A 21,677-nucleotide genomic window follows, 5' to 3' on the forward strand; every position below is an offset into this window, starting at 1 on the left:
GCTTTTCTAAACTTATCGACAAAATTGTTGAAATTTCGAGTTGTACAGTTGAAGTTTTAGACTGCAACGTTACAATTAAAGAAAACGAAAGGAATGATGCAAATTGACAAAGGTAGACCGTCATATTCACACACCGTTTTGTCCACATGGCTCAAAAGATTCATTACAAGCTTATGCAGAACAAGCCATCCAATTAGGATTTCAGGAAATTTCATTTACAGAGCATGCCCCACTTCCCGAGAGTTTTGTTGATCCTACTCCACAACAAGATAGCAGCATGTCTATGGCACAGCTTGAAGGTTATTTAAAGGATGTCCATCGCATAAAAGAGCAGTATGCCAACGACTTAAAGATCAATGTTGGACTTGAAGTGGATTATATTGATGGATTTGAAACGGAAACTGCGCAATTCTTAAATGAATACGGCCCTCACTTAGACGACAGCATACTGTCTGTTCACTTTTTAAGGTTTGACCGTCAGTACTTTTGTTTAGATTATAGCCCCGAAGCATTTGCTCATATTGTACAGAAATTTGGAAGTGTAAGCAAAACATATGATAAGTACTACGAAACGTTGTTGAAGTCTATAAATTGTGACTTAGGAATTTTTAAGCCACAGAGAATAGGACATATGACGCTCGTTCATAAGTTCCAAAAGCAATTTCCGTGTCCTAATCCGTTTACTGAAGAAATCAATACGATTTTATTAGCCATTCAGAAAAATAACTTAGAGCTTGATTATAATGCAGCTGGGCTATTTAAACCTCTTTGTCAAGAAGCATACCCTGCTCCTAATGTGCTTGAATTAGCACGCCAAAAAAAGATCCCTCTTGTCTATGGATCAGATGCCCATTGTGCGAAGGACCTCGGTCAAGGTTACGAAGCGCTATTTTCTTGTTAAACGCACGTGCACTTGCTTGTTCGATTCACACTGTTCATATAGCATCGTTTGAATCCAAGCGGTTAGTTCACCAGTGTATTGTTCTAAAAAGTAAGTTTCTTGAGGCATGATATATAATACTTCTGTTAAATATTGTGGATGGAGGTAAGGCATCGAAAGCAGCGCTTTTAACTGGATAATGATAAATGAAGCGTTAACCTTTCGAAATTCCCTGCTCTCCATTCCTTTTTCTAAAACAGTTTTAAGATAATACTTCTCTTTTGCCAGGTATGTTGTCATAACTTCTCTTATGAACGTCGTGTCTAGTGAAATCTCACGATAAACAAGTCGCGCAATTGTACGGTTTTCATGCTGATAATTCAGTACAGCAGCAATCATCCCTTGTAAACATTCCTTAGCATCTTTATATTCTCTGAGCTCAAATTCATTTTCAAGCGCTGCTATATAGCCTTCAAAGTAAGTTGTAACAAGGGTTTCTAATAGACCTTCTTTTCCTTCAAAGTAATATGAAATATTCGCTACGTTCACCTTTGCTCTTGTAGCAATTTCGCGTACTGAAGTTCCATCAAAGCCTTTCGCGTTAAATAATGAAACCGCAGCGTCAATAATTCGTTCCTTCGTTTTAGCTTGAGTAGCCATTTTTACCACCTCATCTTTTTTCAATCAAGTGATATTTAAACAGAAATTACGTATTCTTATGCGCAATCAAAGTCATTGCAAAATCCCAGAGAAATCGTTACATTATTTAAAAGGGTTTTATCGGCTTATCTACATAATTCGTGATAAGCTTCTAAGTTCCTGTAATCTTTTATCGACAAAGTAATGAACAGAACGACGCGCTTTGATACATTTTTATACGTTTTATGTTGAATGGAGGAGAATAACATGTTTCATGTCGAAAACTATAGCGAATCAAGAGAAAAAAATTACGAGCTCGTTTTAAAACAACTTCGTGCATTAATTGACGGTGAAAATAATTTCATCGCAAACCTTTCTAATGCTTCAGCACTTTTAAATCAGTTTTTAGAAGATGTAAACTGGGTTGGATTTTATCTAACGGAAGGAAACCAACTAGTGCTTGGCCCTTTCCAAGGATTACCGGCATGCGTAAGGATTCCATTTGGACGAGGTGTTTGTGGAACTGCAGCTGAAACACATCAAACTCAGCTCGTTGCTGATGTACATCAGTTCCCTGGTCACATCGCCTGTGATGCTGCATCTCAATCAGAAATCGTTGTTCCTATTGTAAAAGACGGTAAATTAATTGGTGTGCTTGACATTGATAGCCCAATTAAAAGCCGTTTCGATGAGCTAGATCAAGCTTATTTAGAGAAGTTTGTTGAAGCTTTACTAGAAGCAATGTGATAAGTAATAAAGAGGGGTTCTTAAGAACCCCTCTTTTATAGTGAATATGCCTCATCACATTTCAAAGACATGGACTTGACAATTCTAATTAGAAAACATATAATACTCGTTGTGTAAAATATTGCAGCTTATACAATCTTCTTTATGTTTTTCATTTTGTTCCTCAGCATAAGCTGATGGTGTATCGTGTAACTCTCTGCTGCTAGAGCGATGGTACATGAAAACAAAATGAGCATATCGCTAGAATGTGTCTGTTTTTGTTTTGCATAAAATAAAAACACAAACAAGGAGGAGTCATCATGGCTCGTTATACAGGTCCAAGTTGGAAAATTTCTCGTCGCTTAGGTCTTTCTCTAAGTGGTACAGGTAAAGAATTAGAAAAACGCCCTTACGCTCCAGGTCCACATGGTCCAGGACAACGTAAGAAAATTTCTGAGTACGGTTTACAATTACAAGAAAAGCAAAAATTACGTCACATGTACGGCGTAAACGAGCGTCAATTCCGTAACTTATTCGTTGCTGCTGGTAAATTAACTGGTAAGCACGGTGAGAACTTCATGATTCTTTTAGAAGCTCGTCTTGATAACTTAGTATACCGTATGGGTCTTGCACGTACTCGTCGTCAAGCTCGTCAATTAGTTAACCATGGTCACATCTTAGTTGATGGTAAACGTGTTGACATCCCATCTTACCGTGTACAACCAGGTCAAGTAATTGGTGTTCGCGAAAAATCTCGCAACCTTTCAATTATTAAAGAATCTGTAGAAGCTACAAACTTCGTACCAGACTACTTAACTGTAGATGCTGAAAAATTAGAAGGTACTTTCACTCGCTTACCTGAGCGTACTGAACTATCTCCTGAAATCAACGAAGCACTAATCGTAGAGTTCTACTCTCGTTAATAGTAAAAAAAAGATTCCCTGTGTGGGGAATCTTTTTTTTATTTACTTATGAAAAAGACGCTCGTTTCGGAGCGTCTTTTTCATTAATATTGAATCAACGTATATTTTTTCTTACCGCGTCGAATAACTGTGAACTGCCCTTCAATACGATCTTCTTCCGTCATTACTTTTTGAAGGTCTTGAATACGTTCTCCGTTAATATAAATTGCTCCGTTTGTTACATCTTCACGTGCTTGACGTTTAGACGGAGAAATTTTACTTTCAACAAGCAAATCGATAAGTCCTACTTCTTCACCACTATGATTGTAAGAAGGTACATCTTTAAATCCTTCTTTAATTTCTGCTGCAGTTAACTCAGAAATGTTACCGTTAAATAAAGCTTGTGAAATACGAATTGCTTGCTCTAGAGCTGCCTTCCCATGAACAAGCTCCGTCATTTCAGACGCTAATGCCTTTTGAGCCTCACGTTTTTCAGGTGCTTCATTAGCAGATACTTCAAGTGCTGTAATCTCTTCATGAGATAAGAACGTAAAATACTTTAAGTATTTTACAACATCGCGGTCATCGGTATTAATCCAGAACTGATAGAACTCATAAGGACTTGTCTTTTCAGCGTCTAACCAAACTGCTCCACCTTCTGTTTTACCAAACTTTGTACCGTCAGCTTTTGTTACAAGCGGAACTGTTAAACCAAATGCTTTTGCATCCTCTTCAGATTTACGAATTAGTTCAAGGCCAGCTGTAATGTTCCCCCACTGGTCACTTCCCCCAATTTGTAGCTTACAGTTATACGTTTTGTATAAATTCAAGAAGTCATAAGACTGCAGAATCATGTAACTAAATTCTGTGAAAGAAATTCCTGACTCAATACGGGATTGAACTGAATCCTTTGCCATCATGTAATTGATGCCAAAGTTCTTACCAATATCACGTAAGAAAGTAATAACATCTAGAGATCCAATCCAGTCATAGTTGTTTGCAATAACCGCTTGATTATCTCCGTTTTCAAAATCTAAGAAGCGAGATAGCTGACCTTTAATACGATCACTAAACATTGCTACCGTTTCTTTTTCATTTAGCGTACGTTCTGCTTTTTTCCCACTTGGATCTCCAATAAGACCTGTACCTCCACCAACTAATGCAATTGGCTGATGACCGGCTTGCTGGAAACGACGTAAAATTAACACCGGTAACAAATGGCCAATATGTAAACTATCAGCCGTTGGATCAAATCCACAATATAAGCGAACTGATTCCAAATTTAATAACTCACTTAACCCTTTTTCATCCGTTTGTTGATTAATAAGACCACGGAATTCAAGATCTTGTAAAATGCTCATCTAAATTTCTCTCCTTTAATATATCTTTCAAAACAACACAAAAACGCCCCTTCTATAAAAGAAGGGACGAAAATATCGCGGTACCACCCTATTTGAAAATAACAACGGTTATTTTCCACTTAAACGATGTAACGGTCTTCCCGTCTTTTGCTACTAAAATATTCACAAAAGATGCTCAAGGATGTACTTCATATCTGTCTATGGCTGATTTACACCGACCACCAGCTCTCTTTAACAGGGAGACAGCTACTACTTTTTCCTATCTCTGCATTTTATATTAAAAAAATCTATACAGCATTATTATGAATGATTTCATTTTAAAATTCAAGTAGCAATCTATGTGATAAAAAACTAAAAACTCAAAGAGAAATCTCTTTGAGTTTTTTAAATTAATCTTCCATAGTTGATAAATCACCTGTTGGAAGATCTAACTCCCATGCTTTTAAGACGCGGCGCATAATCTTACCGCTTCTTGTTTTTGGAAGCTTGTCTCTAAATTCAATTTCACGTGGTGCTGCATGAGCAGCCAACCCTTTTTTCACGAACTGACGGATTTCCTCAATCAACTCATCCGAAGGTTGATGACCATCCCTTAATGCGATAAATGCTTTAATAATTTCACCACGAACAGGGTCTGGTTTTCCGATAACTCCTGCTTCAGCAATTGCTGGATGTTCCACAAGCTTACTTTCAACTTCAAATGGCCCTACACGCTCACCAGCTGTCATAATAACATCATCGATTCGCCCTTGGAACCAAAAATAACCATCTTCATCCATATAAGCTGAATCTCCTGATACGTACCAATCACCTGGCATAAAATATGATTCATATTTTGCTTGGTTATTCCAAATTGTATGCATCATAGAAGGCCAGCCTTTTTTAATAGCTAAATTCCCCATTCGATAAGGTGGAAGTTCTTGGCCCTGATCATCAACAATAGCTGCTGTCACGCCTGGAATTGGCTTGCCCATCGATCCCGGCTTAATCTTCATGCACGGGTAGTTACAAATTGTTTGAGCACCTGTTTCTGTCATCCACCACGTATCATGGATGCGCTTTTGAAATACCTTCATCCCCCAGCGCACAACCTCAGGATTAAGAGGTTCACCTACACTTAAAACATGACGAAGCTGAGATAAATTATAGCGCTTTACAAGCTCATCTCCCGCTCCCATCAGCATACGAAAAGCAGTAGGTGCACTATACCAAACGGTAATACCGTACTCTTCAAGAGCCTGATACCACGAATCTGGACTAAAACGTCCACCAATAATAACATTTGTTGAGCCGGTTAGCCATGGACCAAAAATACCGTAAGATGTACCTGTGACCCAACCAGGATCAGCCGTACACCAATATACATCTTCATCTTTTAAATCCAACACCCATTTAGCAGTTTGATAGTGTTGGAGCATCGCATTATGAACATGTAAAACACCTTTTGGTTTGCCAGTTGAACCTGATGTGTAGTGCAACAGCATACCATCAGTTCGATCAACCCATTCAATTTCAACTTCTTTACTTGCTTGTGCAATACGCTGATTAAAATCTAAAAATGGTCCATGCTCTTCCACTTCTTCACCTACAAGAAGAACATGTTTTAAAGCGGGTAATTCCTGGACGGGTACACGTTGGAGTAATTCTGGAGTTGTAATTAATACTTTCGCTTCACTGTCTTCAAGTCGATCTTTCACAGCACCTTCCATAAATGCTTCGAATAATGGACCAACAATAGCTCCTAATTTAATAGCACCTATAAGAGCAAAATACAGTTCAGGAGATCTCGGCATAAAAATAAAAACGCGGTCTCCTTTTTCAACATCTGCCTGTTTTAAAACATTCGCTGCTTTATTTGACCAATCTTTCATTTCACGATACGTATACTTTTCATTACGATTCGCATCGCGATAATAAAGCGCTACTTTATTTTTCCTCGTAGAGTTTGCGTGCCTATCTATTGCTTCATAGGCAGCGTTTAGTTTACCTGTTTCATGCCAAGAAAATTCTTTTTCCACCTGTGACCAATCAAATTCTGTATACATTTGATCATAGTCCTGTAAATTATACTCACCGTTAATTACAGGAAGCGCTTCCACCTTCATCACAAACTCCCCCTTATGTAAATATTCTCATCCCTATTATATAACAGAGTAATAGTTTTCTCAATTTTAAAAATATTCTTCAAAAACAAGCTCTGTTCTCGATAAAATAATTCGACTAATTCTACCAATTTCCTTTTTTTCTCGATAAATTTATTGAAAACGCTTCATTTATCTCGATTTTATGTATAATACAGATAAGACCGAATAAAGGTGGTGACCTTGTTGAATCACATCAAAACATACAATATGAAAGAAGTTAAAACTCCTGTTGGGACGTTAGTCATTGAAGGTCCCGTTTCCTCTACAACATTAGCACAGCTAGATTTCCACCAAGAATTAACGGCCTTTAGACCCGCTGAACAGCAAAAGCAAGCTCTAGTTGAAATTGCCGACTTACCTGAAGGTAGAATTATTGTTGCACGTATTAACCATACCGTTGTTGGCTATGTCACCTTCTTATACCCAGACCCTCTAGAAAGATGGTCTGAAGGGAAAATGGATAATTTAATTGAGCTAGGTGCCATTGAGGTGGCAGCTCCATTTAGAAGCTACTCTATTGGAAAAAGTTTATTGAAGGTTTCAATGATGGATGATGCAATGGAAGATTATATTATTATTACAACAGAATATTATTGGCATTGGGATTTAAAAGGAACAGGCTTAAACGTGTGGGAATACCGTAAAATCATGGAAAAAATGATGAACACAGGTGGATTAACCTGGTATGCAACAGATGATCCAGAAATCAGCTCACATCCTGCCAACTGTTTAATGGCTCGAATAGGAAAAAGAGTCAATTTAGATAGCGTTCAATCGTTTGACCACCTACGTTTTCAAAATCGCTTTATGTATTGATAAGGAGGCGTTTTATATGCTTGTTGAAGAAATTATGATTCAAGATGTTATTACTCTAGCACCGACTGATACCATTGCTGAAGCACTTCATTTGCTAGATACATATAAAATTCGTCACATTCCAATTGTGAATCATGTAAATCATATTGTTGGTATTATCTCCGATCGTGATATACGAGATGCTAGCCCATCAATTCTAGATCCATCTTCACAGTCTACTGAATTATCAGAACCTATTTATCGCATCATGAAAAAAAATGTTATTACTGCACATCCCCTTGATTTTGTGGAAGATATCGCAAACGTCTTCTATGAAAACCAAATCGGATGCATACCTGTTACACAAGAGAACCGTCTAATCGGTGTTGTTACTGAACGAGACTTATTGCGAAGCTTTATTCAGTTAACTGGGTCACATAAGCCTGGGTCACATATTGAAGTAAAAGTTAAAAATCAAGCGGGTGTTTTAAGTGACGTGACAGCTATATTCGGTCAACACCGTACAAATATCTTAAGCGTCCTAGTATACCCTGATAAAGATGATCGATATAAAGTACTCGTTTTTAGGGTTCAAACGTTTAATCCACTTAGCATTCTTAACGATTTACGTGATCACGGCTACGAAGTTATTTGGCCAAAATCACTGGAGAATACGCTATGAAAAAACAAGATGCCGTCTTTATTTACTCTGAAGATTTATTAACTTATAAGTTTAATCAACACCACCCTTTTAACCAGCTTCGAGTAAAGCTAACTTATGAACTGTTGCTGGAGTCTGGAATGCTAACAGAAAAACAACTTGTCTTGCCAAGAATGGCTACTGATGAAGAGCTAGCGCTCGTTCATGACCCTGCTTATATACAAGCTGTTAAAGATGCTGGATCAGGAAATTTATCGAACACAAAAGCTGAAAGCTATGGATTAGGGACAGAAGATACACCTATCTTTCATAACATGCACGAGGCTAGTGCATTTCTAGTTGGTGGTACGCTTACTGCCGTAGACCAAGTCATGTCAGGACAGGCTAACCATGCACTAAACCTTGGTGGTGGACTTCACCATGGCTTTCGAGGAAAAGCATCTGGCTTTTGTATTTATAATGATAGTGCGGTAGCTATTCGCTATATGCAAGAAAAATATAGTGCCCGCATTTTATACGTCGATACAGATGCTCATCACGGTGACGGCGTACAATGGACTTTTTACGATGATCCTTCTGTATGTACTTTATCCATTCATGAAACGGGAAGATATCTATTCCCTGGAACTGGAGATGTAAACGAGCGTGGCCATAATAAAGGATACGGATATTCATTTAATATACCAGTTGATGCCTATACAGAAGACGACTCATGGTTACATGCCTATAAAACATCACTTGAAGAGATTGCTGCGTTCTTCAAGCCAGATGTGATCTTAACTCAAAACGGTGCTGATTCTCATTACTATGATCCGCTTACTCACCTTTGCGGCACAACTAGAATGTATCGGGAAATTCCAAAAATCGCGCATGAGATTGCTCATAAATACTGCAATGGAAAGTGGATTGGAGTAGGTGGTGGAGGATATGATATTTGGCGTGTAGTTCCACGCGCTTGGTCCTTTATTTGGCTAGAGATGTTAGAAAAGCAAGATATTACGGGAAGTTTACCCGCAACCTGGGTTCAAAAGTGGGAGAGGGAAGCTCCCATCCCCATCTGTACAAAGTGGGATGATGAAGATGGAATCTATGACCCGATTCCAAGAAGGCAAGAAATTGAGGAAAAGAATGCTCATACTGTCTCTCGAGCTCTTTTTCCTATTCGTTCGCATCAGAAAGAAGCTTCATCTCACTAAAAAAGCATGGCCTTCTCTCATAATCTGAGAAGAGGCCATGCTCTGAATAACTATTCATTGGTTGGGTCAGAAATAATAATCTCAACGCGTCGATTCTTTTGCATATTGGCTTCTGACGTATTTTCAACAACAGGCTTTGCTTCCCCGTAACCAATAGCGATAAATTGCTCAGACTTCAAATCATAATTAGCTGTAAAGTAGCGAATAACGCTGCTTGCTCTTGCAGTAGACAACTCCCAGTTCGATGGATAACGGTACGTTTTAATCGGTCGATTATCGGTATAGCCTTCAATTTTAATCTGGTTAGGTATGGTCGTAAAAAGCTCACCTAGCTCATTTAAAAACGGATAGCCTTTTTTTAAAATCTCTGCCTCTCCTGTTTCAAACAACACCTGTTCTTGTAATACCAAAACGACTCCTCGCTTATCCCGATTCGCCGTTATCACTTCTTGAAGGTTATTTTTTTCAAGATATTGTTGTACCTGTAAGAGAATACGATCAAGCTCCGCTGACTTGTTACTAACGCCTTTTTCATTGTTTTTTTCTCGCGGATACGACGATGATTCAAATTCAATAATAGAAGCGTTTACCCCGTTAGATTCTGATAAGCCCAAAGAGTTTACTAATTGTTTAAACTTAATATTATCGATATTAGACATAGAGAAAAGTAAAATAAAAAACACCAATATTAATGTAACAAGGTCTGCAAACGTCACCATCCATTTGTTTGACTGTGAAGAATGCTGAACTTTTTTTCTACGCTTCACGGACGCTAGTCCTCTCTTTAAGCTGAGATTGTCCTACTTTTTTAGCTGGTATAAATGCTTTTAGCTTTTCTTGCAATAATCTAGGATTTTGACCGTTTTGCAAACCGACAACAGCTTCAATTACTACTTCTTTCATAAATACTTCCTGCTCTGTTTTTACTGCTAGCTTGGCTGCAATTGGCTGAAATAATAAATTTGAAAGAAGAGAACCATATAATGTCGTCAGAAGTGCAATGGCCATATTTGGACCAAGTGTAGAAGGAGTATTTAAGTTCCGTAACATTAAAACAAGTCCAATTAATGTTCCTACCATTCCCCAAGCTGGAGCATAGTCACCAGCTTTTTCAAACATGTTTCTCCCCCTAGAATGACGTTCCTCAACTCCAATAATTTCTGCTTCTAACATTTCTTTAATTATTTCAGGTTCTACGCCATCAATTGCTAATAAGAGTCCTTTTCGTACGAATGGATCATGAACCTTGTGCATTTCTGCTTCCAGTGCTAATAATCCCTCACGCCTTGCTAATTCTGATAGCTGTACAAATTTCCCAATCATCTCATCAACGTTTGATTCTTTTGATTGAAAAGCTTGTAAACCAACTCTCCACATATTACGAAGCTGCCTAATTGGAAAGCTTACGCATAGAGCTCCGAAAACTCCCCCCAAGACAATAAGCATGGACGGGAAATCAATAAAAATTAAAAAACCTTGTACTCCGCCGCTAGAAATAACGCCAAACGCAACCATAGAGATACCAATTAGTATCCCTATAGGCGTTAATAGATCAAATTTCTTCATACCTTCTCTCCCCACTAATGGCAACTTCAATATGTTTTTGCATGACTAAGCTCATTAGCTACTTATGGAAATTTGTTTTTATTTTGTTGATTGTCTGTATTCAATACGGTGTGGAAGCTGAACAATGCTGCTATCAACCGTTTCTTTATTCATATACTTCGTTAATAATCTCATAGCTACCGCACCAATATCATACATTGGTTGAACAACAGAAGTTAGCTGCGGACGTACCATCGTAGCTAAACGCGTATTATCAAATCCAATAACCTCAAGGTCATTTGGCACGTTATATCCACGATCTTGTGCACCATGAATAACACCTAGAGCCATTTCATCAGTAGCTACAAAAATAGCTGTCGGTTTTTCACTTTCTTCGAATAGCTTTTCAACTGCTTCAATACCTGAATCGTACGTGTAATCGCCTTCCACAATATAGGAATCTTGAACATCAATTTGATGATCTGTTAATGCTCTTTCATAGCCTTTTAATTTTTTGGCATGATTAATTGGTTCTTCTAGAGTACCTGCTAAGAACGCAATTTTACTGTGGCCATTGTCAATTAAAGACTTAACCGCATCATATGCTGCTTGTTCATAATCAATTGTGACAGATGGAATTTGGTTTGTAGATTCAATAGATGCTGCTAATACAATCGGAACCGGTGACTTTTTTAACTCTTCTACATGCTCTTCAGTTAAATTACCACTCATGAAAATAATTCCGTCTACTTGTTTACCTAGCATTGTATTTAATAGGTGAAGTTCTTTATCTTGATTTTGATCGGAGTTACTTAGAATAATATTATATTTGTACATTGTAGCAATATCTTCAATACCACGTGCAAGTTCTGCATAAAAGATACTTGAGATATCTGGGATAATAACCCCTACTGTTGTTGTCTTTTTACTTGCTAACCCTCTTGCTACTGCGTTAGGACGATAGCCTAAACGTTCAATTGTTTCCAATACTTTTTTTCTTGTCGAAGGCTTCACGTTAGGGTTTCCGTTCACAACGCGCGAAACCGTTGCCATTGATACACTCGCTTCTCTTGCTACATCATAAATTGTTACGTTCATAACGACACGCTCCTTTTATATTACTTGTTCACTTATTTTGTCCTAAAATGATAACTTGTAATTACGTATATAAATCCTTCTTGCATATAACGAAATAGTTGTAAGATTTTCATTCATGATTTTTATATACCCATTAAATACCCATTCTATATAACGTCTATTCATAAATCATCAAAAGTTCTTATGTATATACACGTACATACAGGGGCTTGAATAAAAAATAATTGACAGAATTATAGCGAATATCTGTAACTACTATACGACACTATGTGCTGAACCGCAACGCCTTTAGCGCCTTTTTCCGACAAATTTCACCAGATTTTCAAAAAATGATTCTGTCTTTTTATCCTTTCCTATTTTTAGCAAACTTATTGTAAAGATGCAACATTATTGCTTTTTTCTACTTATAACAGTACAGTTTTTCATACAAGAAGCCTGAAACATGAGTTTCAGGCTTCTCATTTATACATTTCAATTACAAAGCGGCTTTAACTTATTCATAAATTCATTAAATTGAGGAATATTCATCTGCTGGGCAGAATCTGATAATGCAACAGCTGGGTCTGGATGAACTTCTGCCATGACTCCATCAGCTCCAATTGCAAGCGCTGCTTTAGCAGTTGGAAGCAATAAATCTCTTCGTCCCGTGGAGTGCGTAACATCGACAAGAACTGGTAAATGCGTTTCTTTTTTCAAGATTGGAACAGCCGAAATATCTAACGTATTGCGAGTTGCTCGCTCATATGTTCGAATTCCACGTTCACATAAGATAATTTGACCGTTTCCTTTTGACATAATGTATTCAGCAGCATTAATAAATTCATCAATTGTAGCAGCTAAACCTCTTTTTAATAATACAGGCTTATTCACACTTCCTGCTGCTTTTAGTAATTCAAAGTTTTGCATGTTTCGTGCACCAATTTGGATAACGTCTACATACTCAAGTGCTGTTTCAATATCACCAGGGGTCACGATTTCACTGATCACCGCTAAATCGTATTCATCAGCAACTTGCTTTAAAATCTTCAGCCCTTCTAAACCTAACCCTTGAAAATCATACGGTGACGTTCTAGGCTTATAAGCACCACCGCGAAGAAGCTTAATTCCTTGCTGCTTTACTGCTTTTGCCACCGCAGCAACTTGCTCATAGCTTTCAACTGCACAAGGGCCTGCAATAAACCGCTGACTACCATTGCCAATTGCTTCTCCTTTTACCGTGACAATTGTATTATCTGGCTTTTTTTTCCTTGAGACAAGCAGTGCTTTTCTATGATCATCTTCTTGGAGCTCGAGGTTCGCTTTAAAAATTTCCTTAAAGATATGCTGTAGAGTAGATGTTTCAAATGGCCCTTCATTTTTCTCAACAATTAAATCAAGCATTGCTCTTTCACGGACGGGGTCAAAACGATTCGTTCCCTGCACTCCTTTTAGTTTACCAACCTCTTGAACGAGCAGTCCTCTTTCATTAATAACTTTTAATAGCTGTAGGTTCAGTTCATCAATTTGAGCACGTAGTTGCTGTAAATCTTGTTTCGCCATTTGGTTCCACCCTTTCACCTTTACGGTTATCAATATTCATGTGTTTATCTCGCTGCTGAAAATAACTAAAACACAAAAGTCCTTTGAAGAATCTGTTGATCTAGGAGGATATAGATAGAGGAGACGACTAAGTTACATTCATTTTATACGAAATTCACCTGAAGCACAATAAAGCAAAAGCCTGCGCAATCTTTCAGCACGCAAGCTTTCTTTACCTTTTATTTACTTACTCTTTTACTTAGTTCTTCTTCCGTAATCTTCCAGTGTGAAATATCCCAACTTACTTTATTATTCTCAAAGAAAAGGGCTTGTGGTGATTCGTGTTTAACACCATATGTCTCAGCAATATAATTTGATAGTGGACGTGCGTCTTGGACGTGTAAATAGTATGCTTTCACTGAGTTTTGGTTGTTTACATAGTTCGAGAATGCTTCATAACCTGCGCCGCTAATTGGACAGGTTGTACTATGCTTTAAAAATAGAAAAGATTCATTTTCGTTGACTACTTCATTAAACTCTTCTACGCTTGTAATTTTCTTCATTTTCATCATCCTTTTAAGTTTTTTCTTTATTTTACCTTCCCAATTACTCATTCACAATAAATTAACATATGGGATAGTCATAAAAAAAAGCGTTCAAGTAGATGAACGCTTACTAGCAAATTTAAGGGCGATTGATATTGCTTTCTACTTCATCTAACGCTTCTTGGGCTTCCGTTAGCTTTTGATGAAAGTCTTCATCACTTTGAGACTCTACTTCATCAGCAAGTACCTCGAGGCTTGTTGGTGGTAAATTGTCTTCATGCTGATCAGCTTTTCTAAAATTTTTTACTTTATCTACGACTTGTGATGATTGCTCGGAGATAGTATGCGACAAATCTGCTGTTTTTACTTTCGCAGTTTGAGCAAATTCTTGTCCTTTTTCAACAGCGCTATTTTTCACTTGCTCCGTTTTTAAACGAACATAAGCAGCTTGTTCATTTAAATCAGCTCTTAGTTCTTTACCTGCTTTCGGAGCTAACAATAAAGCAGTCGCTGCTCCTACTACTCCTCCAATAATCGTTCCTAATAAAAAGTCTTTATTTGTTGATTGATTATTTGCCATTGCTTTCTCCTCCAGTATACTTTTAAGAATAAGATCTTGAGCGTTTTTTTGATGGTTCAACTAACTCAGCAGCAGTGGAATCAACAGTAGATTGTTGCACAGGCTTTCTTCTTGCTTTCAATCGTTCCCACACATCCATTGCTACATTGCTCCATTGAACAACTTGTGCAACAGTCTCTTTGTTTTCTTCTACCTTTTGGGAGACGCTAGTAGACACGTTCTTTAAAGATTTATTTAAATCATGAATCGAGTCTCCAACACCTTTCACCGAATCCACTACGGTATTTAAAGCTTCGGATTTTCGTTGAATATCTTCTGCCAATAAATTAGTTTTATGTAAGAGTGCAGTTGTTTCCGTTGTAATACCTGTCATTTGTTTTTCCAAACCGTCGAGCGTTCCTGCCACAGATGTAAGAGTTTGTTGTACAGAACGAAGCGTCTTTGATACTGAAACAACAAGATAAAAAATCGCAATAGCGACTACTGCAGCGCTTAAATATAAAATAAGAATCATATTTAATCCCCTCCTCGTTCATAATTGTTGATACAAATACGTTCCCAATTTTAAAATAACTTAAACATAGGATCAAAAATTGGAAGCGTTTATCCTTATCATACACTATCTTCCTCATTTTCTTAAACTTTTATTATTTATTGCCTTATCCTTTGGAAAGTATAACTAAAACATTCCATATTCATCAACAAAAAATAAATAATCGGTTACAATAAGAAAGTGACAGTTGTCGCTTATTTTAAAGGAGGAATACATATGAAAGATCCTAGAATTCAAACTTTGGCGCATAACTTAATTAATTATTCCGTTCGTCTTCAAAAAGGTGAAAAAGTTTTAATTGAAAACTTTGGCTTGCAACGTGAACTTGTAACTGCCCTTGTAAACGAAGCATATGCTGCAGGTGGATATCCATTTGTTTTATTAAAAGACCATACGGTAGATCGTGCTCTCCTTCAAGGTGCACAAGAAGAGCAATATAGCATGATGGCTGATTTTGAAGCAAACGTGATGAAGCAAATGGACGCTTATATTGGATTACGTTCAGGTTCTAATATCTTTGAACAATCCGATGTACCAGGAGACAAAATGCGTATTCATGGAAATACAATCGGTAAAAAAGTCCACCGTGATATCCGTGTTCCAAAAACAAAATGGGTTGTACTACGCTATCCAAATGATGCAATGGCTCAATTAGCTAAAATGAGCACAGAAGCATTTGAAGATTTTTACTTTGATGTATGTAACTTAGACTACAGCAAAATGAGTAAAGCGATGGATGCGCTTGTTGATTTAATGAATCGTACGGACAAGGTTCGTTTAACAGGAAAAGGAACAGACTTAACATTCTCTATTAAAGATATTCCTGCTGTAAAGTGTGCTGGCGAAATGAACATTCCGGATGGAGAAGTCTACACAGCACCTGTTCGTGATTCAGTAAATGGAACCATTGCTTATAATACACCTTCACCATATCAAGGATTTACGTTTGAAAACGTAACGCTAACGTTTGAAAATGGAAAAATTGTTGATGCAACGGCTAACGATACAGAGCGTATCAATGAAATTTTCAATACAGATGAGGGTGCTCGCTTTGTTGGAGAATTTGCAATTGGTGTAAACCCATATATTCAACACCCAATGCAAGATATTTTATTTGATGAGAAAATTGATGGTAGCTTTCACTTTACCCCAGGAGAATGCTATGAAGATGCATACAATGGTAACAAATCAAACATTCATTGGGATATGGTTATGATTCAACGTCCTGAATATGGCGGTGGAGAAATTTACTTTGACGATGTATTGATACGTAAAGACGGTCTTTTCGTATTAGAAGAATTAAAAGGATTAAATCCAGATAATTTGAAATAATCCATTATCCAAGTACTAAAAAAAGCTCAGATTATTAATCTGAGCTTTTTTTTATTATGAAACCGTTTTTTGGTATAACTCTTCAAATTTTTGAATATCCCCAGCTCCCATAAATACAAGAACTGCTTCATTATGACCTTTTAACGTTTCAATTGTTTGTTCATTAATAAGCTCTGCTCCGTTGATTTTACTGCGCAGATCTTCAATTGAAAGCTTGCCTTGCTGTTCACGAGCTGAGCCGAAAATATCGCATAAGTATACTTTATCAGCATGCTGTAAACTTGTAGCAAAGTCTTCTAAGAACGTTTGTGTTCTTGTAAATGTATGAGGTTGGAATACAGCAACTACTTCTCGATTTGGATACTTTTGACGAGCTGCTGAAATTGTTGCGTTAATCTCCGTTGGGTGATGCGCGTAATCATCAATTAATACTTGCTTTCCAACACTCTTTTCACTAAAACGACGCTTTACGCCTTGATAAGTCTTAAATCGCTCTTGTAACACAGCTACCGGGATGTCTTCATAATGACATAGGGCAATTACTGATAGAGCATTTAAAATATTATGGTCTCCGTATCCAGGAATTTCAAATGATGCAAAGAACGTATTACGTACAAATACATCAAATGCTGTTCCAGCCGTACTTTTCACGATATTGCGAGCTTGAAAATCGTTTTCTTCACCTAATCCATAATACAAGACTGGTACTTTTGCTTGTATTTGCTGAAGATGCTCGTCATCACCACAGGCAATAATACCTTTTTTCACTTGCAAGCCCATCTCTTGAAACGCACTAAATACGTCTTCAATGTTTGCAAAATAATCTGGGTGATCAAAATCGATGTTTGTCATGATTGCATAATCTGGCGTATAGGATAAGAAGTGACGACGATATTCACATGCCTCAAATGCAAAATATTTGCTATCTTTTACGCCCTTCCCTGTGCCATCTCCAATTAAATATGAAGTTGGCTCAGCGCCTTGAATAACATGTGCTAGCATACCAGTAGTGGATGTTTTACCGTGAGCACCTGTAACAGCAATACTTGTAAACTGATTCATATAGTCACCTAAAAAACGGTGATAGCGAACAACAGGTATGTCGCGCTCCATGGCTTCTGCAATTTCCTCATGCGTATCAGGAAACGCATTTCCAGCAATTACAACCATGCCTTCTTTAATGTTTTCTTTATTAAAAGGTAGAACAGGAATCCCCTGCTCTTCTAATGCTTTCTGTGTAAAGATTTCTTTTTCAATATCCGAACCTTGAACTTGAAAGCCCGTATCATTTAAGATTTGTGCTAACGCACTCATCCCTGTTCCTTTAATACCTACAAAATGGTAAACTGTCATATAAAGAACCTCCAACATTCGTCTATCTGTAAGACAGTATATGACGGTTATCAATAATTGCTCTTACAAACATGTCATTCTTCGCATTTGTTTGTATAGAATGATAACAGCTGCATATTATATCACTTCTGCAAATTGCTCAACAAGCTTTGAAAGCCTTGACTTTTGGCTATTTCTGAAAGACTCGGGCCTCAGTCAAATAGGTAACCGCATATCTTTTTAAAAATTGTCTCCAATTGAGCTTTTCTTCTTGGTTCAGTGATTGATGTAGCTTCTCCAAACTAGCTTCTGCTTGTATAAAGTAAGAGCCTACTAACACGTCATAACCGAGTGACTTTATTTTCCGAACCCATAATACTTTTTCAACATCTGTGTTTTTAAACCTTCCTTTTACATCTTTGATGATAACCTGCTTGTTTGTCAATGGACTATATCCTTTTACGTAAAAAGACTCACATACTTTTGATACAACAATCGGCTCTAATACACTTGTTAAAAACAACGCACTTTGAATTAAAAATGTTTCGTTTCGTGTAGCTGTTTTTTCACTTATAAACTGCTGCAACAACGTTCGGCCTTGAATTGTAACATAATCAAATGCAAGCCACTGTTGAAATAAATGCTCTTTGTCGCTTAGCTGCATTTGCTTTTGTGAAAGTCCTGTACGTTCACGAAAAAGGTGAGCTGCTCTCACTTTTTCTCGAATGTTTGTATACCTCATCACAAACAAAAGGTACTCATTATAAAAGGATTGAATGGCCTCGTCCGCTTGGGATTGTTTTTCTTTCCGAATTTCAATTAAATCAATAATGTCTTGATGGTTATTCGCCATTGCTTCTCACACTCATTATCGAGGAGCCTTAGCATATCGCTTGTGAGCTGACATCCTCATTAATAATTATACTTTCCAAATTAAACTGGAAAAAACAACGAAATGTTACCCTTACATATACTAAATCATTTTTTGTAATCTGACAAACCTTTATCTCGGTTCTCACACTTCCAAAATAACCTAACCTCATTACACACATAAAGACCTGGGCTAAGCTACCCTGCTAAAATAGCCGTAGCAAGCCAGGTCTTTACTTTAGTAGCTGGCTGTTTTATTTTCAAGTTCATGCAGCTCATCTTCCGTAATTAACACATCTCTTGGCTTACTACCTTTCGCTTCGGAAATAATCCCTTGCTGCTCCATCATATCAATTAATCTTGCAGCGCGATTATAACCGATACGGAATCGGCGTTGTAAGCTTGATGCTGAGGCACCGTCCTGGTTTAGAGCAAATTCACACGCCTCATAGAATAATTCATCATCTTCCTGTGTTGAAAACGTCTGCTGCTTTTTTAACAGTTCTTGCTGATCAAATAAATAAGTTGGCTTCATTTGCGATTTTACATGATCGACGACGCGATCAATTTCTTCATCTGATACAAAATTCCCTTGAACTCGAACCGTTTTAGACGAACCGTTTTCTAATAATAGCATATCTCCTTTACCAAGTAGTTTCTCCGCTCCACCTGTATCAATGATCGTGCGAGAATCAACTTGAGAAGAGACCGAAAAGGCTACGCGGGTTGGGACATTCGCTTTAATAAGACCTGTGATAACGTCAACAGAAGGTCTTTGTGTCGCTAGCAGCAAATGAATACCGCATGCTCTCGCTTTTTGAGCTATACGACAAATTGCTTCTTCAACTTCACCAGGTGATACCATCATTAAATCTGCAAGCTCATCAATAATAATGACGAGATATGGAAGCTTACCGCTTTTCTCGCTATGCTCTTCTACTTTTTCATTATAGCGTGTAATATCACGCACACCGGTATGCGCAAACAGCTCATAGCGACGTTCCATTTCTTCTACAGCCCATTTTAAAGCTGTTGTGGCAGCTTTGGCGTCTGTAATAACAGGACTTACTAAGTGCGGAATACCGTTATAAGGCGCTAACTCAACCATCTTTGGATCAATAAGCATCAATTTGACCTCATGAGGAGCTGCTTTATAGAGTAAGCTCACAATAATTGTGTTAATGCATACGCTTTTTCCTGAACCAGTGGCCCCTGCAATTAAACCATGTGGCATTTTATTTAAATCCGTGACTACTGGAGCACCTGAGATATCTAAACCCAATGCTACCGTTAAAGGTGACTTATTTTGGGTGAAAGCTGGGTCGTTTACTATTTCGCTAAGCAAAACCGGCTTACTTTGTTGGTTGGGCACTTCAATGCCAATTGTATTTTTACCTGGTATTGGCGCCTCAATCCGAATATCTCTTGCTGCTAAACTCAGCTTAATATCATCTGTTAAATTCGTTATCTTATTTACTTTAACGCCCGGCTCTGGTTGAACTTCAAAGCGTGTAACGGTTGGACCTTGCGTCACATTTACTACCTTGGCACGAACGTTGAAATTGTTTAGCGTCATATCAAGCAGGTCACTTTGCTCTTGTACCCAATCATGATCCTCTTCCATTTCAATTAATGGTGCATTTAACATTGACATAGAAGGGAATTGATACGACAATTCCGCTTGAGAATCCGCTAATGGTGTTGCTTCTTTAAGTAGGATAGGAGTTGGTTCTTCTTCACACTCCTCTTGCTTCTCCTGCGTTTTCAAACGCTCTACAGACGACGATTGAGCGACTTTTTCACGGTCCTTTTTTAACATCATGACATTAAACGGAACTAACCTGCGGCCTCCATTTGATGAGCTTGCACTTGACTTTTCCGGTTTTCGATTAGTGTCTTCCGGTTCATCTGCATATGCTTGTGGCTCTTCTTCAATTGCAGGCTGAGACTCTTTTACCTCTTCAAACTCGTCTACAATAGGCGCTTCTTGCTGTGGAACATCTTCTTCTATAGATTCTGACTTCTCTACTACTTCAGGCGCTATGCTTTCAATAGTTCCATGTCCCTCAAACTGAATTGATGGTTTCTCTACTTCTTCTAGTGGCCGTTCTTCAATATGTAAAGACGGGACTGTTTGGGGTTCGACATAAACATCTTTTACCTGTTCATTAAACGAGTCTACGTTTTCTACTTCCTTACTCTCCTCCTGCTGTTCTTTGCGCACTAGAGGTTCTACGTACGTCCTTTCGTTACGAATTTCTTTTCGCAGAGATTCATACGTAGGAGTCGGCTTTATTCCAGCTGAGCTCGAAAGCTCAAATTCGACCACTTCTGAATGCTGTTGAGAAAGTTGATGATTAGCTGGACGCTTGTTAAATCCGTATACAGGTGACGGGATTTCAGTTGGACGAAACGGCTTCTTCACTTGCGAAGTCGGCTTAGAAGCAACTGATACTTTTTTCTCTTGTACTGGCTTCACATATTCTGGACGTTGAAAAGGAGCCGGTTCTTCTCGATTCATCTGACGACTTTTCCGTACAAACTCTCGTTCATTTTTCACCTCTTCAGCAGGTCTTTCTCTTCGACGGACTTCATGACTTAGTGAATCATCTGAACGACTAAATTGATTGTCATCTATAAGTGGAAAGCGAAATTGACCTTTTGGATAGTGATAAGCTACTTTTGCCTCTAAGTCTTGATGGGTTGTCCCTTTTTCTTGTCTTGGTAAACGGGCTGGTGTTTGCTTCTTTGGAGTAGCTGCTTTTTCATTGACCGTTTCTTGAACTGGCCTTTGCTTCATTTCTGTCTCTTTCTTAGGCTCATTTAATGGAATCTCTGTTTGTCGACCTTCTTCATCTACTATAATTTCTTTCACTTCATAACCTAATAGATAATCCATCATTTTTCGCATAAAACCCATTTTTATCACTCTTTCTTCCTTAACAGTCGTATTTCTATTTATAAAAAACTGTATGCTTCTTGTAAAATTTTCAATTTTTA

At 37.8% G+C, this 21,677-nt stretch carries 20 protein-coding genes and 1 other annotated feature; of the genes, 7 read left to right on the top strand and 13 right to left on the bottom strand.

The window, feature by feature from the left end; all coding sequences use genetic code 11:
• Positions 1-103: 103 nt before the first annotated feature.
• Positions 104-901 carry a histidinol-phosphatase HisJ gene (hisJ, locus tag NIZ91_18735; protein USY54742.1) on the top strand — a complete coding sequence of 266 codons (798 nt, stop codon included), beginning with the start codon at positions 104-106 and terminating at the stop codon, positions 899-901.
• Here hisJ and refZ read toward each other — a convergent pair.
• Positions 887-1,540 carry a forespore capture DNA-binding protein RefZ gene (refZ, locus tag NIZ91_18740; protein USY54743.1) on the bottom strand — a complete coding sequence of 218 codons (654 nt, stop codon included), beginning with the start codon at positions 1,538-1,540 and terminating at the stop codon, positions 887-889. The genes hisJ and refZ overlap by 15 nt on opposite strands.
• A 246-nt stretch (positions 1,541-1,786) precedes the next feature.
• Between refZ and NIZ91_18745 the strand changes: the two genes are divergently transcribed.
• Both NIZ91_18745 and rpsD read left to right on the top strand, forming a co-directional pair.
• Positions 1,787-2,266 carry a GAF domain-containing protein gene (locus NIZ91_18745; protein USY54744.1) on the top strand — a complete coding sequence of 160 codons (480 nt, stop codon included), beginning with the start codon at positions 1,787-1,789 and terminating at the stop codon, positions 2,264-2,266.
• Positions 2,267-2,565: 299 nt separating this feature from the next.
• On the top strand, positions 2,566-3,168 hold the full coding sequence (rpsD, locus tag NIZ91_18750; protein ID USY54745.1) for a 30S ribosomal protein S4: 603 nt from the start codon (positions 2,566-2,568) through the stop codon (positions 3,166-3,168).
• Between the two features lie 83 nt (positions 3,169-3,251).
• On the opposite strand, the gene tyrS is transcribed toward rpsD, so the two are convergent.
• Together tyrS and acsA are read right to left on the bottom strand one after the other, a co-directional pair.
• Entirely contained in the window at positions 3,252-4,508 is a 1,257-nt protein-coding gene (gene tyrS, locus NIZ91_18755) for a tyrosine--tRNA ligase (GenBank protein USY54746.1), read from the bottom strand.
• 59 nt (positions 4,509-4,567) lie between these two features.
• Positions 4,568-4,783 (bottom strand) — a binding site (T-box leader).
• Between the two features lie 114 nt (positions 4,784-4,897).
• Positions 4,898-6,613, bottom strand: coding sequence for an acetate--CoA ligase (gene acsA, locus NIZ91_18760; GenBank protein ID USY54747.1), 1,716 nt, complete (start codon positions 6,611-6,613; stop codon positions 4,898-4,900).
• 222 nt (positions 6,614-6,835) lie between these two features.
• Between acsA and NIZ91_18765 the strand changes: the two genes are divergently transcribed.
• The 3 genes from NIZ91_18765 to NIZ91_18775 are packed head-to-tail and all read left to right on the top strand — an operon-like array spanning position 6,836 to position 9,304.
• Complete coding sequence (locus tag NIZ91_18765) at positions 6,836-7,468, top strand: GNAT family N-acetyltransferase (protein ID USY54748.1); 633 nt, start codon at positions 6,836-6,838, stop codon at positions 7,466-7,468.
• A 16-nt stretch (positions 7,469-7,484) separates the two neighbouring features.
• Positions 7,485-8,129 (top strand): acetoin utilization AcuB family protein, encoded by a 645-nt coding sequence (locus NIZ91_18770; GenBank protein USY54749.1) that lies wholly within the window; start codon positions 7,485-7,487, stop codon positions 8,127-8,129.
• Positions 8,126-9,304 (top strand): acetoin utilization protein AcuC, encoded by a 1,179-nt coding sequence (locus tag NIZ91_18775; GenBank protein ID USY54750.1) that lies wholly within the window; start codon positions 8,126-8,128, stop codon positions 9,302-9,304. The genes NIZ91_18770 and NIZ91_18775 overlap by 4 nt, the downstream gene beginning before the upstream one ends.
• 50 nt (positions 9,305-9,354) lie before the next feature.
• Here NIZ91_18775 and motB read toward each other — a convergent pair whose 3' ends face one another.
• The 7 genes from motB to NIZ91_18810 form a co-directional block, all read right to left on the bottom strand.
• On the bottom strand, positions 9,355-10,023 hold the full coding sequence (gene motB, locus NIZ91_18780) for a flagellar motor protein MotB (GenBank protein USY57230.1): 669 nt from the start codon (positions 10,021-10,023) through the stop codon (positions 9,355-9,357).
• A 37-nt stretch (positions 10,024-10,060) separates the two neighbouring features.
• Positions 10,061-10,870: a flagellar motor protein MotP gene (gene motP, locus NIZ91_18785; protein ID USY54751.1), complete on the bottom strand. Its 810-nt coding sequence runs from the start codon at positions 10,868-10,870 to the stop codon at positions 10,061-10,063.
• Between the two features lie 78 nt (positions 10,871-10,948).
• Positions 10,949-11,947, bottom strand: a complete 999-nt coding sequence (gene ccpA, locus NIZ91_18790; protein ID USY54752.1) for a catabolite control protein A — start codon at positions 11,945-11,947, stop codon at positions 10,949-10,951.
• Positions 11,948-12,418: 471 nt separating this feature from the next.
• The gene (locus tag NIZ91_18795; protein ID USY54753.1) at positions 12,419-13,486 is read right to left on the bottom strand and encodes a bifunctional 3-deoxy-7-phosphoheptulonate synthase/chorismate mutase; all 1,068 of its coding nucleotides are present in this window, start codon (positions 13,484-13,486) and stop codon (positions 12,419-12,421) included.
• 218 nt (positions 13,487-13,704) lie between these two features.
• On the bottom strand, positions 13,705-14,028 hold the full coding sequence (gene ytxJ / locus NIZ91_18800) for a bacillithiol system redox-active protein YtxJ (GenBank protein USY54754.1): 324 nt from the start codon (positions 14,026-14,028) through the stop codon (positions 13,705-13,707).
• 121 nt (positions 14,029-14,149) lie between these two features.
• Positions 14,150-14,590: a YtxH domain-containing protein gene (locus NIZ91_18805; protein ID USY54755.1), complete on the bottom strand. Its 441-nt coding sequence runs from the start codon at positions 14,588-14,590 to the stop codon at positions 14,150-14,152.
• 22 nt (positions 14,591-14,612) lie between these two features.
• A complete protein-coding gene (locus NIZ91_18810; protein ID USY54756.1) occupies positions 14,613-15,104 on the bottom strand; it encodes a DUF948 domain-containing protein in 492 nt (163 codons plus the stop codon).
• Positions 15,105-15,359: 255 nt separating this feature from the next.
• Between NIZ91_18810 and NIZ91_18815 the strand changes: the two genes are divergently transcribed.
• Positions 15,360-16,475: an aminopeptidase gene (locus NIZ91_18815; GenBank protein USY54757.1), complete on the top strand. Its 1,116-nt coding sequence runs from the start codon at positions 15,360-15,362 to the stop codon at positions 16,473-16,475.
• 54 nt (positions 16,476-16,529) lie between these two features.
• Here the strand turns inward: NIZ91_18815 and murC are convergent, their stop codons facing one another.
• The 3 genes from murC to NIZ91_18830 form a co-directional block, all read right to left on the bottom strand.
• Positions 16,530-17,828 carry a UDP-N-acetylmuramate--L-alanine ligase gene (gene murC, locus NIZ91_18820; GenBank protein USY54758.1) on the bottom strand — a complete coding sequence of 433 codons (1,299 nt, stop codon included), beginning with the start codon at positions 17,826-17,828 and terminating at the stop codon, positions 16,530-16,532.
• 169 nt (positions 17,829-17,997) lie between these two features.
• Positions 17,998-18,660, bottom strand: coding sequence for a nicotinate phosphoribosyltransferase (locus NIZ91_18825; GenBank protein USY54759.1), 663 nt, complete (start codon positions 18,658-18,660; stop codon positions 17,998-18,000).
• Positions 18,661-18,915: 255 nt separating this feature from the next.
• The gene (locus NIZ91_18830; protein USY54760.1) at positions 18,916-21,597 is read right to left on the bottom strand and encodes a DNA translocase FtsK; all 2,682 of its coding nucleotides are present in this window, start codon (positions 21,595-21,597) and stop codon (positions 18,916-18,918) included.
• Between the last annotated feature and the right edge of the window lie 80 nt (positions 21,598-21,677).

The sequence above is a fragment of the Bacillus sp. 1780r2a1 genome, from assembly GCA_024134725.1.
GTDB classification, from domain to species: Bacteria; Bacillota; Bacilli; order Bacillales; family Bacillaceae_H; genus Priestia; species Priestia aryabhattai_A.

Excerpts from the sequence above, each read along its gene's own strand:
- refZ (USY54743.1), bottom strand. The coding sequence starts at position 1,540 with ATGGCTACTCAAGCTAAAACGAAGGAACGAATTATTGACGCTGCGGTT.
- NIZ91_18830 (USY54760.1), bottom strand. The coding sequence starts at position 21,597 with ATGGGTTTTATGCGAAAAATGATGGATTATCTATTAGGTTATGAAGTG.
- acsA (USY54747.1), bottom strand. The coding sequence starts at position 6,613 with ATGAAGGTGGAAGCGCTTCCTGTAATTAACGGTGAGTATAATTTACAG.
- tyrS (USY54746.1), bottom strand. The coding sequence starts at position 4,508 with ATGAGCATTTTACAAGATCTTGAATTCCGTGGTCTTATTAATCAACAA.
- ytxJ (USY54754.1), bottom strand. The coding sequence starts at position 14,028 with ATGAAGAAAATTACAAGCGTAGAAGAGTTTAATGAAGTAGTCAACGAA.
- NIZ91_18775 (USY54750.1), top strand. The coding sequence starts at position 8,126 with ATGAAAAAACAAGATGCCGTCTTTATTTACTCTGAAGATTTATTAACT.
- ccpA (USY54752.1), bottom strand. The coding sequence starts at position 11,947 with ATGAACGTAACAATTTATGATGTAGCAAGAGAAGCGAGTGTATCAATG.
- motB (USY57230.1), bottom strand. The coding sequence starts at position 10,023 with ATGGTGACGTTTGCAGACCTTGTTACATTAATATTGGTGTTTTTTATT.
- motP (USY54751.1), bottom strand. The coding sequence starts at position 10,870 with ATGAAGAAATTTGATCTATTAACGCCTATAGGGATACTAATTGGTATC.
- NIZ91_18805 (USY54755.1), bottom strand. The coding sequence starts at position 14,590 with ATGGCAAATAATCAATCAACAAATAAAGACTTTTTATTAGGAACGATT.
- murC (USY54758.1), bottom strand. The coding sequence starts at position 17,828 with ATGACAGTTTACCATTTTGTAGGTATTAAAGGAACAGGGATGAGTGCG.
- rpsD (USY54745.1), top strand. The coding sequence starts at position 2,566 with ATGGCTCGTTATACAGGTCCAAGTTGGAAAATTTCTCGTCGCTTAGGT.
- NIZ91_18815 (USY54757.1), top strand. The coding sequence starts at position 15,360 with ATGAAAGATCCTAGAATTCAAACTTTGGCGCATAACTTAATTAATTAT.
- NIZ91_18810 (USY54756.1), bottom strand. The coding sequence starts at position 15,104 with ATGATTCTTATTTTATATTTAAGCGCTGCAGTAGTCGCTATTGCGATT.
- NIZ91_18770 (USY54749.1), top strand. The coding sequence starts at position 7,485 with ATGCTTGTTGAAGAAATTATGATTCAAGATGTTATTACTCTAGCACCG.
- NIZ91_18825 (USY54759.1), bottom strand. The coding sequence starts at position 18,660 with ATGGCGAATAACCATCAAGACATTATTGATTTAATTGAAATTCGGAAA.
- NIZ91_18745 (USY54744.1), top strand. The coding sequence starts at position 1,787 with ATGTTTCATGTCGAAAACTATAGCGAATCAAGAGAAAAAAATTACGAG.
- NIZ91_18795 (USY54753.1), bottom strand. The coding sequence starts at position 13,486 with ATGGCGAAACAAGATTTACAGCAACTACGTGCTCAAATTGATGAACTG.